Origin of the sequence: Janibacter sp. YB324 (genome assembly GCF_014217915.1) — a bacterium.
GTDB classification, from domain to species: Bacteria; Actinomycetota; Actinomycetes; order Actinomycetales; family Dermatophilaceae; genus Janibacter; species Janibacter indicus.
The window spans coordinates 1,201,786-1,218,532 of the sequence record NZ_CP060120.1; the positions used below are offsets into that span (position 1 = coordinate 1,201,786).

15 protein-coding genes are annotated in these 16,747 nt (G+C 70.4%); 8 read left to right on the plus strand and 7 right to left on the minus strand.

Annotated elements, in window-relative coordinates; genetic code table 11:
• Positions 1 to 32 precede the first annotated feature (32 nt).
• From H7A72_RS05840 to H7A72_RS05850, 3 genes are read left to right on the plus strand one after another with little or no spacing between them, the layout of a single operon-like run.
• The gene (locus H7A72_RS05840; RefSeq protein WP_223277798.1) at positions 33 to 662 is read left to right on the plus strand and encodes a TraR/DksA C4-type zinc finger protein; all 630 of its coding nucleotides are present in this window, start codon (positions 33 to 35) and stop codon (positions 660 to 662) included.
• Positions 635 to 1,234 (plus strand): signal peptidase II, encoded by a 600-nt coding sequence (gene lspA / locus H7A72_RS05845; protein ID WP_223277799.1) that lies wholly within the window; start codon positions 635 to 637, stop codon positions 1,232 to 1,234. Before H7A72_RS05840 ends, lspA begins: the two co-directional genes overlap by 28 nt.
• Entirely contained in the window at positions 1,227 to 2,162 is a 936-nt protein-coding gene (locus H7A72_RS05850) for an RluA family pseudouridine synthase (protein ID WP_072624290.1), read from the plus strand. The genes lspA and H7A72_RS05850 overlap by 8 nt, the downstream gene beginning before the upstream one ends.
• A 19-nt stretch (positions 2,163 to 2,181) precedes the next feature.
• Here H7A72_RS05850 and H7A72_RS05855 read toward each other — a convergent pair whose 3' ends face one another.
• Positions 2,182 to 3,717 carry an AMP-binding protein gene (locus tag H7A72_RS05855; RefSeq protein WP_223277800.1) on the minus strand — a complete coding sequence of 512 codons (1,536 nt, stop codon included), beginning with the start codon at positions 3,715 to 3,717 and terminating at the stop codon, positions 2,182 to 2,184.
• 172 nt (positions 3,718 to 3,889) lie between these two features.
• On the opposite strand from H7A72_RS05855, the gene dnaE reads away from it, so the two are divergent.
• Positions 3,890 to 7,492, plus strand: a complete 3,603-nt coding sequence (gene dnaE, locus H7A72_RS05860) for a DNA polymerase III subunit alpha (protein WP_185221932.1) — start codon at positions 3,890 to 3,892, stop codon at positions 7,490 to 7,492.
• Entirely contained in the window at positions 7,489 to 9,630 is a 2,142-nt protein-coding gene (locus tag H7A72_RS05865; protein WP_185221933.1) for a S9 family peptidase, read from the plus strand. Before dnaE ends, H7A72_RS05865 begins: the two co-directional genes overlap by 4 nt.
• Position 9,631: 1 nt before the next feature.
• On the opposite strand, the gene H7A72_RS05870 is transcribed toward H7A72_RS05865, so the two are convergent.
• From H7A72_RS05870 to H7A72_RS05890, 5 genes are all read right to left on the minus strand, one after another.
• Positions 9,632 to 10,717, minus strand: a complete 1,086-nt coding sequence (locus tag H7A72_RS05870; protein WP_185221934.1) for a DUF4185 domain-containing protein — start codon at positions 10,715 to 10,717, stop codon at positions 9,632 to 9,634.
• A gap of 105 nt (positions 10,718 to 10,822) precedes the next feature.
• Entirely contained in the window at positions 10,823 to 11,428 is a 606-nt protein-coding gene (locus H7A72_RS05875; RefSeq protein ID WP_185221935.1) for a response regulator transcription factor, read from the minus strand.
• Positions 11,425 to 12,663 carry a sensor histidine kinase gene (locus H7A72_RS05880; protein WP_185221936.1) on the minus strand — a complete coding sequence of 413 codons (1,239 nt, stop codon included), beginning with the start codon at positions 12,661 to 12,663 and terminating at the stop codon, positions 11,425 to 11,427. The genes H7A72_RS05875 and H7A72_RS05880 overlap by 4 nt, the downstream gene beginning before the upstream one ends.
• Positions 12,660 to 13,415: an ABC transporter permease gene (locus H7A72_RS05885; RefSeq protein ID WP_185221937.1), complete on the minus strand. Its 756-nt coding sequence runs from the start codon at positions 13,413 to 13,415 to the stop codon at positions 12,660 to 12,662. The genes H7A72_RS05880 and H7A72_RS05885 overlap by 4 nt, the downstream gene beginning before the upstream one ends.
• Positions 13,412 to 14,383, minus strand: coding sequence for an ABC transporter ATP-binding protein (locus H7A72_RS05890; protein ID WP_185221938.1), 972 nt, complete (start codon positions 14,381 to 14,383; stop codon positions 13,412 to 13,414). Before H7A72_RS05890 ends, H7A72_RS05885 begins: the two co-directional genes overlap by 4 nt.
• Positions 14,384 to 14,538: 155 nt before the next feature.
• On the opposite strand from H7A72_RS05890, the gene H7A72_RS05895 reads away from it, so the two are divergent.
• Genes H7A72_RS05895 through H7A72_RS05905 form a run of 3 tightly spaced genes read left to right on the plus strand, consistent with a single transcriptional unit; the run spans position 14,539 to position 16,216 of the window.
• Positions 14,539 to 14,904, plus strand: a complete 366-nt coding sequence (locus tag H7A72_RS05895; RefSeq protein ID WP_072624299.1) for a hypothetical protein — start codon at positions 14,539 to 14,541, stop codon at positions 14,902 to 14,904.
• Between the two features lie 24 nt (positions 14,905 to 14,928).
• Positions 14,929 to 15,384 (plus strand): hypothetical protein, encoded by a 456-nt coding sequence (locus H7A72_RS05900; RefSeq protein ID WP_185221939.1) that lies wholly within the window; start codon positions 14,929 to 14,931, stop codon positions 15,382 to 15,384.
• 25 nt (positions 15,385 to 15,409) lie between these two features.
• Positions 15,410 to 16,216, plus strand: coding sequence for an MOSC domain-containing protein (locus H7A72_RS05905; protein WP_185221940.1), 807 nt, complete (start codon positions 15,410 to 15,412; stop codon positions 16,214 to 16,216).
• Between the two features lie 35 nt (positions 16,217 to 16,251).
• On the opposite strand, the gene H7A72_RS05910 is transcribed toward H7A72_RS05905, so the two are convergent.
• Complete coding sequence (locus H7A72_RS05910) at positions 16,252 to 16,713, minus strand: hypothetical protein (protein ID WP_185221941.1); 462 nt, start codon at positions 16,711 to 16,713, stop codon at positions 16,252 to 16,254.
• Between the last annotated feature and the right edge of the window lie 34 nt (positions 16,714 to 16,747).

Sequence of the window (16,747 nt, forward strand, 5' to 3'; positions counted from 1 at the left end):
CTGGTCCGTGCAGGGGTACGGACCATCTCCGAGTGAGGACGGTCATGGCGGCGAAGAAGACGGCCACGAAGGCGGCGACCAAGGGGTCGGGTGCCTCGAAGGCCAAGAAGACCGGGGCCACCAAGCCTGCGGCCACGAGCGGGGCGAAGAAGACCGCAGCGAAGAAGGCGCCGGCGAAGAAGGCCGCGACCACGAAGGCGGCTGCCTCGAAGAAGACGGCCTCGAAGAAGACGGCCACCAAGAAGGGCGCGACGAAGAAGGCGGCGCCCGAGCGGCTCGTCGTCCGTGAGGACGAGAGCCCCTGGACCGCCAAGGAGCTCAAGGAGGTCCGCTCCGAGCTCGAGACCGAGATCGAGCGACTCACCGCCGAGATCGCGTCCGCCGAGACCGACCTCAACGAGTTCCTCAAGGAGCCGATCGACGGTGCCGGCGACGACCAGGCCGACGCCGGGGCGAAGTCCTTCGAGCGGGAGCACGAGCTGAGCCTCGTCGCTGGGGCCCGCACCGGCCTCGAGCAGAACCGCCACGCGCTCGAGCGGATCGACGAGGGGACCTACGGCATCTGCGAGTCCTGCGGCAACCCGATCGGCAAGCTTCGACTCCAGGCCTATCCTCGTGCGACCCTGTGCATGTCATGCAAGAGTCGACAGGAGCGGCGCTGAGCGCCCCGGACACCCCACCCGACCACGACACCCCGGCGAGCCGATCGCGCCCCGGGGTGCTTCGTTGGTATGTCATCGCCGCCGTCGTCACGCTCGTGCTCGACCAGGCCACCAAGGTGTGGGCGCTCGGCGCCCTGACCGACGGTCGGGTCGTGCCGCTCGTCGGTGACCTGCTCTCCCTTCGCCTGATCCGCAACTCCGGCGCGGCCTTCTCGATCGGTGACGACATGACCTGGGTGATGACCCTCGTCGCCGTCGGCGTCACGCTCGCGATCCTGTGGGCCGCGCTGCGCGTGGGGTCGGGTCGCTGGGCGCTGTCCCTCGGCCTGCTCCTCGGCGGGTCCCTCGGCAACCTCTACGACCGCTTCTTCCGTGACCCGGCGCCGCTGCACGGCCACGTCGTCGACTTCATCGACTACGGCGGCCTCTTCGTCGGCAACATCGCCGACATCGCGATCGTCGGCGGGGCAGCGGTGCTCGTGTGGTTGACCTTCGCCAACATCGGCCTCGACGGGTCCCGCCCGCAGCACGCCGCCGGCCGCCACGACGACGAGGAGCAGGCCGATGAGTGATGTCCGCAACGTGCTCGTGCCCGACGGCCTCGAGGGCGAGCGGGTCGACGCCGCCGTCTCGCGACTCTTCGGCCTCTCGCGCACGCGGGTGGCCGACCTCGCCGCCGAGGGCAAGGTCCTCCTCGAGGGCGCCACGGTGGCCAAGTCCGCACGGGTGAGCGCCGGCGACCGCATCGAGGTCACCCTGCCCGCCGTCGACGAGAGCCCGACGCTGGCCGTCGTCGCCGAGCCGGTCCCCGGGATGCGGATCGTCCACGACGACGACGACATCGTCGTGGTCGACAAGCCGATCGGCGTCGCCGCCCACCCGAGCGTCGGCTGGTCCGGCCCCGACGTGCTCGGCGGGCTCGCCGCCGCGGGCTACCGGATCAGCACGAGCGGCGCGAGCGAGCGGCAGGGCATCGTCTCGCGGCTCGACGTCGGCACCTCGGGCCTGATGGTCGTGTGCAAGAGCGAGTACGCCTACTCGGTGCTCAAGCGTGCCTTCAAGCAGCGCACGGTCGACAAGACCTACCACGCGCTCGTCCAGGGTCTGCCGGACCCGCACGTCGGTACGATCGACGCGCCGATCGGTCGCCACCCCGGCGGTGACTACAAGTTCGCCGTCATGGACTCCGGCAAGCATGCCGTGACCCACTACGAGCTCCTCGAGGCCTTCCGCCACGCGTCGCTGCTCGAGATCAAGCTCGAGACCGGACGCACGCACCAGATCCGGGTGCACATGGCCGCCCTTCGCCATCCGTGCGTCGGCGACCCGACCTACGGCGCCGACCCGACCCTGGCGCGCAAGCTCGGTCTGGAGCGGCAATGGCTGCACGCCATGGGTCTGGGCTTCATCCACCCCGGCACCGGCGACTACGTGCACTTCGAGAGCACCTACCCGCAGGACCTGCAGACGGCACTGGACCGGCTCGCCGACATGTCCTGAGGCGAGCCGGCCCAGAGCGTCAGTTGACCTGGCGCTCGCGGCCCTCCCAGTAGGGAGCCCGCAGCTTGAACTTCTGCAGCTTGCCGGTCGCGGTGCGCGCCAGCTCGTCGCGGAACTCGATCGACGTCGGTGCCTTGTAGCCGGCGGCCTTGGACTTGCACCACGCGATGAGGTCGGCCTCGGTCGCGCTCGAGCCCTCGCTGACGACGACGAGGGCCTTGATCGTCTCGCCCCACGTGTCGTCGGGCACCCCGATGACCGCGACCTCGGTGACGTCGGGGTGGGAGAAGAGGACGTCCTCGACCTCGATCGACGAGACGTTTTCGCCGCCGGTGATGATGACGTCCTTCTTGCGGTCGCTGATCGTCACGTAGCCGTCGTCGCCGATCGTGCCGCCGTCACCGGTGTGGAACCACCCGCCCTCGAAGGTGCGCTCGGTCTCGTCGGGCAGGTCGTGGTAGCCCTCCATGACGACGTTGGAGCGGGCCAGGACCTCGCCGCTCTCCTCGTCGAGCTTCATCCGGCAGCCGATGGCGGGGGAGCCCGCCCGCACGAGCTTGCCGGCACGCTCCTCGGGGGTCAGCTCGTCCCACTCGGCCCGGGACCGGTTGATCGTCAGCAGCGGAGAGGTCTCGGTCAGGCCGTAGATCTGGATGAACTCCCAGCCCAGCTCCGTCTCGACGCGGGCGATCGTCTGCGTCGGCGGGGGAGCGCCGGCGACGATGATGCGCACCCGGTCGCGGCCGGGGATCTCGCCCTCCCACTCCTGCGCCGCGGCGAGCACGGAGTTGACCACGGCAGGGGCGGCGCACATGACGGTCACGCCGTGTCGCTCGACCCGGCGCAGGATCTCGGCGCCGTCGATCTTGCGGATGACGACGTGCTGCGCCCCCACGCCGGTCATGGCGAAGGGCATGCCCCACCCGTTGGCGTGGAACATCGGCAGGGTGTGCAGGTAGACGTCACGGTCGCTGATGCCGGCGTGCAGACCGAAGGTCACGGCATTGGTCCAGATGTTGCGGTGGGTGATCCGCACCCCCTTGGGGCGCGCGGTCGTGCCGGAGGTGTAGTTGATCGTCGCGACGGCGTCTTCGTCCGGCTGCCAGGCACGGGGCTCGGCCGTGGTGCCGTCGGTACCCGCGCCGAAGAGGTGCTCGTCCTCCCCGAGGACGAAGGTGTGCTCGGCGGAGACCTCGTCGATGAGCGAGGTGAGCTCCGGGTCGATGTAGAGCACGCGCGCGCCGGAGTGCTCGACGATGAACTTCACCTCCTCGGGAGCGAGACGGAAGTTGATCGGCACAAGGACCCGGCCGGAGCCGGCGACGCCGAAGAAGCTCGTGAGCAGCCGCGCGGAGTTGTGCGAGACGACGGCGACGCGGTCGCCGACCTCGATGCCGAGGGAGTCGAGGTGGGCCGCCTGGGCGTTGGCGAGCTGCCGCATGCGGGCATAGGTGACGTCCTGCAGCGGGGGCGCCGGCTGGTCCGGCTCGTCGACGACCGCGATGCGCTCGCCGTAGACGGCCGCAGCGCGGTCGATGAAGTCGTTGACGGACATGGGCACGAACATCCGGAAGTTCCTCCATGGGGTGTGGACGACGCTGTCGAGGCGACGTTATCCCACTTCGTCCGGGGTGACGGTGGGTCCCCGGAGTCGGCGCGCCGAGCGGCGTGCTGGGGGCGACAGGCGGCGTGCCGGGGTGTCGGTGGAGCGATCTAGACTCGGGTCGATGTCCGAGCTGCCGCGTTCCGAGAACTTCGTCCACCTGCACAACCACACCGAGTACTCGATGCTCGATGGTGCCGCGCGGATCAAGGACATGTTCGCCACGGCCCAGGAGATGGGCATGCCGGCGATCGCGATGACCGACCACGGCTACCTCTTCGGCGCCCACGAGTTCTGGAAGACGGCGCAGTCCTACGACGTCAAGCCGATCATCGGGCTCGAGGCCTATGTCGCGCCCGGCACGCACCGCACCGACAAGGTCAAGGTCAAGTGGGGCGACGAGCGGACCCCGCGCGGCGACGACGTCTCCGGTGGTGGCGCCTACACCCACATGACGCTGCTGGCGCGCAACAACACCGGCATGCACAACCTCTTCACGATGGGCAGCCGGGCGTCGCTTGACTCGGTCTTCGCCAAGTGGCCGCGGCTGGACCGCGAGCTGCTCTCGCAGTACGGCGAGGGGCTGGTCGCCACGACCGGGTGCCCGTCGGGCGAGATCCAGACCCGCCTGCGCCTGGGGCAGTACGACAAGGCGATCGAGGCGGCGTCGGAGTTCCGCGACATCTTCGGTCGTGAGCACTACTTCCTCGAGCTGATGGACCACGGCAACCAGATCGAGCGTCGGGTCCGCGAGGACCTCATGCGTCTGGCCAAGGACCTGCAGCTGCCGCTCCTGGCGACCAACGACCTGCACTACGTCAAGCAGGAGGACGCGATCGCGCAGGACGCCCTGCTGTGCATCAACTCCGGCTCCAAGCTGCACGACCCGGACCGCTTCAAGTTCGACGGCGAGGGCTACTACCTCAAGTCGCCCGCCGAGATGCGCCAGCTGTGGCGCGAGCTGCCCGAGGCCTGCGACAACACGCTGCTCGTCGCCGACATGTGCGAGGTCTCCTTCACCGAGGGTGAGGGCCGCTACATGCCGCGCTTCGACTGCCCGCCGGGCGAGGACGAGACCTCGTGGTTCATCAAGGAGGTCCAGACCGGGCTGCACCGGCGCTTCCCCGACGGCATCCCCGAGTACGCGCAGCGCCAGGCCGACTACGAGATCGACGTCATCGTCGGCAAGGGCTACCCCGGCTACTTCCTCGTCGTCGCCGACTTCATCAACTGGGCCAAGGACAACGGCATCCGCGTGGGGCCGGGGCGTGGCTCCGGTGCCGGGTCGATGTGCGCCTACGCGATGGGCATCACCGACCTCGACCCGATCCCGCACGGCCTGATCTTCGAGCGCTTCCTCAACCCCGAGCGCAAGTCGATGCCCGACTTCGACGTCGACTTCGACGAGCGTCGGCGCTCCGAGGTCATCCGCTACGTCTCCGACAAGTACGGCGACGAGCGGGTGGCGATGATCGCCACCTACGGCACGATCAAGGCCAAGCAGGCGGTCAAGGACGCGGCCCGCGTCATGGGTCACCCCTTCAACGTCGGCGAGCAGCTGACCAAGGCCATGCCCGCCGACGTCATGGGCAAGGGCGTGCCGCTGGCGAAGATGTGGGACAAGGACCACGACCGCTTCGGCGAGGGGCAGGAGTTCCGCCAGCTCGTCGAGTCGGAGAAGCACCTGGGTGAGGTCGTCGACCTGGCGCGGGGTCTCGAGGGCCTGAAGCGCCAGTGGGGCGTGCACGCCGCCGGCGTCATCATGAGCAGCGAGCCGCTCATCGACGTCATCCCGATCATGCGTCGACTGCAGGACGGTCAGGTCCTCACGCAGTTCGACTACCCGACGTGCGAGACGCTCGGCCTGGTCAAGATGGACTTCCTCGGCCTGCGCAACCTGACGATCCTCGACGACGCCCTGGTCAACATCCGGCAGAACCGCGACGAGGAGATCGACCTCGACGCCCTGTCCAAGGACATGACCGACAAGGCGACCTACCGCCTGCTCTCGCGCGGTGACACGCTCGGGGTCTTCCAGCTCGACGGTGGCGGCATGCGCACGCTGCTGCGGCTGATGCAGCCGGACAACTTCGAGGACATCTCCGCCGCCCTCGCGCTCTACCGACCCGGCCCGATGGGTGTCAACGCCCACACCAACTTCGCCCTGCGCAAGAACGGCCGCCAGGAGGTCGTGCCGCTCGACCCGCAGCTCAAGGGCAAGCTCCAGCCGCAGATGGAGGAGGCCCTCGGCCCGATCCTCGGGACGACCTACGGCCTGTGCATCTACCAGGAGCAGGTCATGGAGATCGCGCAGAAGCTGGCGGGCTACACGCTCGGCAACGCCGACCTGCTGCGCCGCGCCATGGGCAAGAAGAAGAAGGAGGTGCTCGACGCCGAGTACATCCCCTTCTCCGAGGGCATGAAGGCCAATGGCTACAACGAGGAGTCGATCGCCGCGCTGTGGGGCGTGCTCGTCCCCTTCTCCGACTACGCCTTCAACAAGGCGCACACCGCCGCCTACGGCCTGGTCTCCTACTGGACCGCCTACCTCAAGGCCAACTACCCGGCCGAGTACATGGCGGCCCTGCTCACCTCGGTCGGGGACGACAAGGACAAGTCGGCGCTCTACCTCAACGAGTGCCGGCGCATGGGCATCAAGGTGCTGCCGCCCTCGGTCAACGACTCGCAGGGCCCCTTCTCCGCCGTCGGGTCCGACATCCGCTTCGGCCTCAACGCCATCCGCAACGTCGGCCGCAATGTCGTCGACGGGATCATCTCCGCGCGTGAGGAAAAGGGAGCCTTCACCTCCTTCGACGACTTCCTCGCCAAGTGCCCCGCCGTCGTGTGCAACAAGCGCACCATCGAGTCGCTCATCATGGGCGGTGCCTTCGACGACCTCGAGCACCCGCGCCAGGGACTGGTCATGGTGCACGAGGAGTACGTCGACGCCTTCGTCGGGGTCAAGCGCCAGGAGGCCGTGGGGCAGGACTCGCTGTGGGACATGTTCGGCGGTGGCGACGACGACGCCGACGCGCCCGGCGCGGGCATCGAGGGTATGGGTCTGCGCCCGATCCCCGACATCGAGTGGGACAAGCGCACCAAGCTCGCCAACGAGCGCGAGATGCTCGGTCTCTACGTCTCCGACCACCCGCTCTTCGGCGTCGAGCACGTGCTGCAGCGCGCCGCCGACACCTCGATCGCGACGCTCACCCAGGCCGACTCGGGGGTGAAGGAGAACAGCAATGTCACCATCGCCGGCCTGGTCACCGGGCTGAGTGTCAAGCGCACCAAGAAGGGCGACCTCTGGGCGATCGCCACGATCGAGGACCTCGAGGGCGCCATCGAGTGCCTGTTCTTCCCCAAGACCTATCTCACGGTCCAGACGATGCTCACCCAGGACATCGTCGCCGTGGTGCGCGGCCGGGTGAATGCTCGCGACGACTCGGTCTCGATCTACGCCGAGGACCTGACGATCCCCGAGCTCACCGACGGGCCACGTGGCCCCGTCGTGCTCACCCTCGACTACGCCCGCGCCACGACCGGGCGGATCGAGGAGGTCAAGCAGGTCCTCTCGCAGCACCCCGGCAGCACCGACGTGCAGATCAAGCTGGTCCAGCCCGGTCGGGCGGTGACGATGTCGGTCGATGCCGCCTATCGGGTCGAGCCGACGGAGGCGCTCATCGGCGACCTCAAGGTGATCCTCGGGGCGCGGGCGGTGTCGGCATGAGTGGGGGCACGAGCGAGGGCATGAGGCCACCGGTCGCGGCGCAGCGGCCGTGGACGCGCAGCCACCACGGCCACGACGTCGCCGACCCCTACGAATGGCTGCGTGACGGTGAGGACCCCGCGGTGATCGCCCACCTCGAGGCCGAAAACACCTACGCCGAGCAGACCACGGCGCACCTGGCCCCGCTTCGGCAGGCGATCTTCGACGAGATCAAGGGCCGGACCCTCGAGACCGATCTCAGCGTGCCCGTCGCCTCCGGCGACTGGTGGTACTACTCGCGCACCGTCGAGGGCAGCCAGTACGCGATCCAGTGCCGGGCGCCGCTCACCGATCACACCGCGGTCCCCGAGCTCGACCCCTCGCGGCCGCTACCCGGCGAAGTCGTCCTCCTCGATGGCAACGAGCTCGCCGAGGGTCACGAGTTCTTCTCGCTCGGGGGCTTCGAGGTCAGCGCCGACCACTCCCGGATGGCCTACGCCGTCGACGTGACCGGCGACGAGCGCTTCGACGTCGTGGTCATGGACATCGCTACCCGGGAGGTCCTCGACGAGGCGATCACCGGTGCCGGCTACGGGCTGGCCTTCTCCCGCGATGCCCGCCACCTCTTCCACGTCGCGGTCGACGACGCGTGGCGCCCGCACGAGGTATGGCGCCACGAGGTCGGTACCGCCCGCGAGGCCGACGTCCTCGTGCACCGCGAGGACGACGAGCGCTTCTGGATGGGGCTGGGCACGAGCCGCGACGAGCGCTGGATCGCGCTCGGCCTCGGCAGCAAAACCACCTCCGAGGTGCATCTCCTCGACGCCGACGACCCGACCGCTCCGATGCGCTGCGTCGCCCCACGCCGCGAGGGCGTCGAGTACGACGTCGAGCCCGCGGCCGACCACCTGCTCATCGTCCACAACGAGCGCCAGCCCGAGGGCGACCTCGCCTGGGCACCGCTCGACGCGACGAGCCACGAGCAGTGGCAGCCGCTCCTCGACCGCGCCGAGGGGGAGCGCTTCGTCGGGGTCGACGCCTTCGACGACTTCGCCGTGCTCAGCCTGCGGGCCGACGGCCTGCCGACCCTGCGGCTGCTTCCGCGGGTGGCGAGGTCCGCCCCCTTCGTCGGTGGGGACTACGCCGAGCCGAGGTCGCTGGGCATCGACGCCGACCTGGCCAGCCTCGCGCTCGGTCCGGTCGCCGACCCCGACGCCGATCGGATCCGTGTCGTCCACGAGTCATGGGTCAGTCCGCGCACGGTCCTCGACGTCGTCGTCGCGACGGGCGAGGAGACCGTCCTCAAGCGCCAGCCGGTCGTCGGCGTCGACCTCGCCGACTACGAGCAGCAGCGCACCTGGGCCACAGCCCCCGACGGGACGCAGGTCCCGGTCTCCCTCGTCATGCGCCGCGGCACGAGCCCGGACGGGACCAACCCCGGGCTGCTCTACGGCTACGGCAGCTACGAGATGAGCTTCGACCCGTACTTCTCCATCGCCCGGCTCTCGCTCCTCGACCGTGGTGTCGTGTGGTCCGTCGCCCACGTGCGCGGTGGCGGCGAGCTGGGCCGGCACTGGTACGACGACGGCAAGATGCTCGCCAAGCGCAACACCTTCACCGACTTCGTCGCGGCCGCAGAGCACCTCCACGAGACCGGGTGGGTGGCGCGCGACCGCCTGGCGATCGAAGGCGGCTCGGCCGGCGGTCTGCTCGTCGGTGCGGCCACCAACCTCGCCCCCGAGCGCTTCGCGGCGGTGCTCGCGGCGGTGCCCTTCGTCGATGCCCTGACGACGATCCTGCGGCCGGACCTCCCGCTGACCGTCGGCGAGTGGGAGGAGTGGGGCAACCCGCTCGAGGACCCCGAGGTCTACGCCTACATGCGCGGCTACACGCCCTACGAAAACGTCGCGCCGGTCGAGTACCCCGCGATCCTCGCCACGACGTCGCTCCACGACACCCGGGTCTACTTCACCGAGCCGGCCAAGTGGGTGGCCCGTCTGCGCGAGGTGACCCACCACGACGGCGAGCGACCGATCCTGCTGCGCACCGAGATGAGCGCCGGTCACGGCGGCCGCTCCGGTCGCTACGACGCCTGGGAGCAGACCGCGTGGGAATGGGCGTGGGTGCTCGATCGGATCGGCGCCACCGAGCGCCGGTGATTCATTCGAGGTCGAGCGTGACGAACTTCGGCCGGTAGAGCGTCGGGTCGCGGGTCAGTTCGGCGAAGTCGAAGGTGTTGACGTTGTAGGAGATCAGCAGCTCGCCCTCGTCGGAGATCTCCGGGTGGCCGTGCGCGTTGTACGTGAAGTGCCGGCCGACCCCGGACTCCGGCGTCTCGTAGATCGTCTGCGGGTCACGCCACGGACCCTCGGGCGTGCACGCGGTCCAGGCGTTGATCCGCGGGCTGAAGGGTTGCGACGTGTCCGACGAGATCATCACGTAGCCGTCGCGGAAGCGGCTGACGCTCAACTCGTTGGCCACCCCGTCGGTGAGGCGCGCACTGCGCGTGGGGTCGCTCGTCCACCCGTCGTCGGCGCGGTACTCCCAGTGACTGCGGTCGGTGAGGTTGCCCGCGGGCACGCGCGCGAGGTGCAGGTGCTTGGTGTCGCCGAGGTCCTCGATGCCGTAGACGTAGCTCGTCGTGCTCGTCGTCAGCACGCCTGCGCCCCACGCGACGTGGTCGGTGCTGGGTCCGGGGTCGATGATCTCGGTGACCTCGAGATCGGGCAGCGAGACCCGGGCGACGGCGTTGTGGCTCCACTCGAAGCCCTGCTCGCCCACCTGCCGCGTCCGCGACAGGAAGACGACCAGCTCGTCACCCTCGACCGCCGCGTCCTGGACCCAGTAGTAGGTCTCGTCGTCGGGGTCGGGGAAGAAGGACTCCGGGCCCTCGGCCGTGCGGGTGCTCAGCCGGCCGCTCTCGTCCTCGGCGACGAGGGCGTTGTGCACCATCGCCATCCCGGGCTGCGGGCGACCACCGGCGGTCACCTCGCCGATGAAGGAGTCGCTGAAGAGCCACAGGGTCCGCTCGTCGGGCAGGCGGACGGAGTAGGTCGAGTCACCGGCGATCCACCCGGGGCCGGTGAGCTCGAAGCGCTCGTCGTCGTCACGGCTCGGAGTCGCCCAGTCGAGCTCGGCACCGAGGGCATCGCAGGCCTGCGTCGTCGAGTCGTCGCCGCACGCCACGAGCATGCCGGTGCCCACGACGAGCGCGGCGAGGGCCGCGGCCACGCGGGTGCGTCGCATGGTGGCTCCTGGGGAGGGCGGGCGGAGGACGGCCCGGAGGAAGGGGGACCGCCGCGCCCATTGTGACCCACGGGTAGTCGCGGGCTCGAGCCAGAGCCAGCCGAGCTAGAGCCAGCCGAGGTCCTGGGCCCGCCGAGCCGCCTCGACCCGGTTGCTCGTGCCGGTCTTGCCGATGGCGGAGGACAGGTGGTTGCGCACGGTGCCGGGGGAGAGGTGGACCTTGGCCGCGATGTCGGCGGCCGAGCGCCCGTCGAGGGCGACGGCGAGCACCTCGCGCTCGCGGTCGGTGAGCGGGTTGGGCCCGCCGACGACGACCTCGGTGGCGAGGGAGGGGTCGACGACGCGACCTCCCTTCGCCACGGTGCGCACCGCCTCGGCCAGCTCGTCAGACGGGGTGTCCTTGACGACGAAGCCGCTGGCTCCCGCCTCGAGGGCACGGCGCAGGTAGCCCGGCCGGCCGAAGGTGGTGACCACGAGCACTCGCGTCGATGGCAGCCGGGTGGTCAGCTCGGCCGCGGCGGAGATGCCGTCGAGCCCAGGCATCTCGACGTCGAGGACCGCGACGTCCGGACGGGTGCGCAGGGCCGCGGGCACGACCTCGTCACCTGATCCGACCTCGGCGACGATCTCCAGGTCACCCTCGAGACCGAGGAGCGCCGCCATCGCACCCCGCACGAGCGCCTGGTCGTCGGCGAGCAGGACGCGGATCATCGCTGCCTCGAAGGGGGGAGCGCGCCGGTGCCCGTCGGGGCGGGGGTGCGAGCGGTCGTCGGTGGTGGTGATGTCGTGCCTTCCGTGGTTGTGGGTGATCCGGGTGCCTGCGACCCGAGGACGACCCGGACGCGCGTGCCGGGACCGTCGCCGCCCGCAAGCCCGTGCGCGAGCTCGATCCGACCACCGGCGAGGGCGACTCGCTCACGCAGTCCGGTGAGGCCCGAGCCCTCACGACGGCCGCGGAGCCCCCGACCGTCGTCGGCCACGTCGAGCCAGGTCGGCCCCCACGACACCTCGACGCGTCGGGCGCCGCTGTGCCGCACGACATTGGTCACCGCCTCACGCAGCGCCCAGGCCACGGTGATGCGCAGACCAGGGTCGACGACGTCGGGATCGTCGGGCAGCCGGGCCTTGATCCCGGCATCCCGCAGGGCCGCGGCCGCCGTGTCGAGCTCCTCGGCCAGTCGCGCGATGCGCAGCCCGGCCACGGTGGCCCGGATCTCGGCGAGGGACTGACGCGTCAACGACTGGATCTGGCGCACCTCCTCGCGGGCACGGTCGGGATCCACCGGGATGAGCCGCTCGGCGAGATCCGCCTTCAGCGAGATGACCGTCAGCGAGTGGCCCAGGACGTCGTGGACGTCGCGGGCGACCCGGTCGCGCTCGCTCGTCACGGCCAGGTCCCGCTGCAGCAGCTCGCGCTTGACGTCGCCGTCGGTGAGCACCCGCATCAGCTGGCTGAAGGAGCCGACCAGTGCCGGGATGACGAGCAGCGGCCAGAGGTCGGTGAGCTCGCCGGTCGCGAGGAGGAGCCCGGCGCAGGCCACGAGCGTCGCGGTGACCCCGATCAGCCCCTGACGCGCCGTCGGGAACCCCCATGCCGCCAGCGCGGCCATGAAGGCGCCGGCGCCGATGATCTCGGCCCCGATGAGGGTGCCGACGATGCAGGCGATGACCCCCATGAGCACGAAGCCGCCGATGACCACGACGTGGTCCCGTCGTGTCCAGCCGCACCCCTGCGCCTCCTGCCCACGGATGAAGGCCCAGAGGTAGACCACGGCGAAGCCGAGAAGCAGGCCCAGGTGCAGCGCCCGCAGGACGGGCCTGCCCTGGGTCTCCTCGACGACGCCGAGGGCGGGGAAGGCGAGGAAGACCAGCCAGATCGCGGCGAGGATCCACCCGTGACGCTCCCACGGGTTGTCGAGGACGAGGTCCTGCCGGGCCTGCGTCACTGCCGTCCCCGGCTCCGCCGCACGAGGAACACCGTCAGGGTCGCCAGGATGATCGTCCACACGGCCACGTTAGCCACCGGGATCCACAATGCCTCGTGCACGGTCTCGTTGCCGTCGATGCCATAGCCCTCCGTGAGCGGGTACCGGGCGAGCGAGACGAAGCCATATAGGGGCGTGAACTTCGCGATCGTCAGCATCACGCCGGACAGCGGGATGAAGATGTTGCCGAGGAAGGCGAAGATCACGAGCGAACCGCTCGCCGCACCCACCGCCGACTCCGACCGGAAGGCGAGGCCGAAGACCAACCCGTACAGCGCGAACACCAGGGCGCCCAGCAGCACGATGACGGCGCTGTAGAGCCAGACCTGCCACTCCCCCTTCGCCCCGGTCGTCGCCCCGATGCCGTAGATCAGCGCGATCGGGATGCAGGCGATGGCCAGCGCGACGACCGCCTTGGTCGCGACGTACGCCGCATCGCGAAGGGGGGTCAGCCCCAGCTGTCGACCCCAGCCCTGCATCCGCTCCACCGCGGCGCCGCCGCCGATGCTCACGGTCGCGGTGACGGCGCCGTAGACCGCCATCGAGATCATGATGTAGAGCGAGACGTTGCCGCGGCCGATGTCCTGGTCGCCGAAGGCCTGGCTGACGCCGAAGATCACGTACATGAAGGCCGGCAGCCCCGCGATGAAGAACAGGCCGACGTAGTCGCGGGCCATCCGCTTCAGCTCGAGCATGACGATTGTGGGGTTCATGACTGCATCTCCTGCTCGACGTGCTCACCGGTGATCGCGAGGAAGGCCGCGTCCAAGGACGCCGTCGTCACCTCGAGGTTGCTGCCGTCGAGCTCGGTGAGGAGCACCCGGGCCAGCTGGTCGGAGTCCTCGCCGATCACGGTGACGCGTTCACCGCTCACCGTGACCGACGAGGTCCCCTCGATCCCGCGCAGCCGCTCGGCGGCGGCGCCGACATCCCCCCTGCGGATGTCGGCGCTCACCGTCCGGCCGCTGGCACGCGCCCGGATCTCCTCGGTCGTCCCGTCGGCGACCACGCGGCCGTCGGCCATGAGGACGATGCGGTCGGCGAAGTCGTCCGCCTCCTCGAGGTAGTGGGTGGCGAAGAGCACCGTCCGGCCCGCGCCGGCATCGGTGTGCATCGTCCGCCAGAACTCGCGCCGGGTGGCCACGTCCATGCCCGCCGTCGGCTCGTCGAGGATCAGCAGGTCGGGGTCGGGCAGCAGGGCCAATGCGAAGCGCAGCCGCTGCTGCTCTCCGCCGGAGAGCTTCGAGACGCGGCGACCGGAGCGGCCGGCGAGCCCGGCCTGCTCGATGACCTCGTCGACCGGTCGGTGCTGCGGGAAGGTCGAGGCGATCATCCGGACCGTCTCGCGGGCGGTGAGGTCGTGCAGCAGGCCGCCGGTCTGCAGCACGGCCGAGACCCTCCCTTCGTGCACGGCGCGGCGCGGCGAGGAGCCGAAGGAGGTGATCCGCCCCGACGTCGGCTCGGTGAGGCCGAGGATCATGTCGAGAGTCGTCGTCTTGCCGGCGCCGTTGGGCCCGAGCACCGCGACGACCTCGCCGGGGGAGATCGTCAGGTCCACGCCGCGGACCGCGCGCACGGTCTCCCGGCCGGCACGGAAGGACTTCGTCACCCCCTCGAGCCGGATGCCGTCGGTGACGGTCGGGGTGGGTGGCCGCTGCGGGCCCGTGGTCGTTGTCGTCATGCCCCAACGATCGTCGCGAAGGGGGCGGGGGCACCATGCCCCGATGTCACGACTGCGCAATGACAGGTGTCACGGTGCAGACAGGCGCCGCGGTCGGGGGACATGATGGGTGCAGGGCCGGTGCCCGGCCCGGAGTCGATCCAGGAGGTCCCACGATGGGCGCAGCAGTCGAGATCAGCACCGGCACGATCAGTCCGGAGCACCTGGCGGGCAAGCGGGTCATGCTCGGCGGCGTCGAGCTGGGAGTCCTCGACGGGAGCGCTTCGTCGGTGCAGTTCGACATCCCGTCCGGCAAGCACGTGCTCTACCTCAAGGACGGGCTGACGACGTCGGGGGCCGTCGCCTTCCGCGTCCAGTCGGGTCACTGCGCCCAGATCGAGGTCAAGGATGCCGACGGGGGGATGTTCGCGGCCTTCTTCGGCGGCTGGTTCGCGCTCCGGCGCGCCGGCGACACCCACCTGCCGGACGGCGTGCCCGGGGCCGAGGAGATCAGCACCGACGACGTGCCGATCGGGGCCTGACACGCGTGGGGGACGATGTCCCCCATGAGCACCGACCACGCCTCCCGACTGTCCCGTGGCGACGAGCTGGAGTTCCGGACCGTGCGCACGGGCATGGTCTTCGTGCTGATGTTCTGCGTGGGCTTCGCGGTCATCGGCCAGTGCCTCGTGGGTGGCGGCCAGGGTCTGCTGCGGATGCTCGGTGTGGCCCTGCTCGCCTTTTTCGGCGCGGTGGGGATCCCGGTGGCCGTGTGGCGGCTGATCCGGCCCGCGCTCGAGCTTCGGGTGAGCGGCACGCGCGGCGTGTGGCTGCGTGACGAGGGGGCGGCCTGGATCGGGTGGCAGGAGATCGCCGCCGTCGAGCGCGACGAGGTCGCCTCGCGTCCCGCGGTGACGCTGCGCCTGACCTCCGGGGAGACCCGCACCCTCTCACCGACGATCGCCGCCTCCCCGACGGAGCTCTTCGACCTGCTGGCCACGGAGCACGCCCGCCGGGCGTGAGCTCGGGGCTCGTAGGATCGGGGGCATGCGCGTCACCCAGCTGCGGCTCTACCCGGTCAAGTCCCTCGGCGGCTCGGACGTCGAGTCAGCACGGGTCGAGCCCTGGGGGATCGAGGGCGACCGCCGGTGGGGTCTGGTCGACCCGAGCGGCGAGAAGGTCACCGCCCGGGACGAGCACTCGCTGCTGCGACTGCACGCCCAGCAGGTCGACGAGGAGACCATCCGCATCCACGACGGCGAGGAGTCGATCCTCGTCGACATCCCCCTGGGGCTGCCGCCCGTGCCGGTGAGCCATTCGCGTCAGGGCTTCGCGGTGCCCGCCGACCAGGATGTCAGCGAGTGGATCAGCGATCACATCGGCCGACCTCTGCGCCTGGTGTGGCAGGAGGACCCGTCGGTGCGCCGCGTCTCGGGCGCCCACGGCGGGCTCGAGGGCGACACGCTGTCGCTGGCCGATGCCGGGCCGCTCCTCATGACCACCGAGGTGTCGCTGGCCCGGCTCCAGGAGTGGATGGCCGAGCAGGACGACGCGCCACCGGAGCCGCTGAGCATGGTGCGCTTCCGGCCCAATGTCGTCATCGACGGTGACGAGCCCTTCGCGGAGGACGGCTGGGCCACGGTGCGCATCGGTGACCTCGGCTTCCGGACGGCGGAGGTGTGCGATCGCTGCGTCATGACGACCATCGACCCCGTGACCCTCGCGACGGGCAAGGAACCCATCCGGACGCTGTCGCAGCACCGCCGGTGGGACGGGAAGACGTGGTTCGGTACCCGACTGGTCCCGATGGGCGAAGGGGAGATCCGCGTGGGTGACGAGGTCGCCCCCGGCTGAGCCGCGCCGTCAGCGTGAGTGCGGGGGCGAGGGGATCAGCCCGCGGTCGTGCGCGGCTGTGCGGTCGAGTCCGCGCCGAGCGCCCGTGCCATCGCTCCGGCACCGATGCCCAGGCCGGCAGGGACGGCGAGGAGCATGAGCGTGAGCCCGAACGCCATGACGCCGAAGAGGGTGATGCCCGAGGTCGGCGAGCTCCAGATCTTGGCCTCCACGCCGCCCAGGGCGAACCCGATCGTCACTGGGACGGCGAAGAGCACCAGTCCGTAGATGCACGAGACCACCGCCCAGCGGACCAGAGCGACGCGGAGCGACTGGCCCCGCCAGGCGTCGTGCGCCGCCCAGGCGAAGGCGACGCCGGACCCGAGCACGAGGCCAAGGACGGCGACGAGCGCCGGGACCCCGGTCCGGTCGATCGCGGTGTAGCCGAGCACGAAGAGGACGGAGGCATGGAGGAGGAAGTACCCGAGCCGGACCACGACCGGCACCACGTGCGGCATAGGACCACCGTACGGCGGTCAGGTCGAGTGCGCC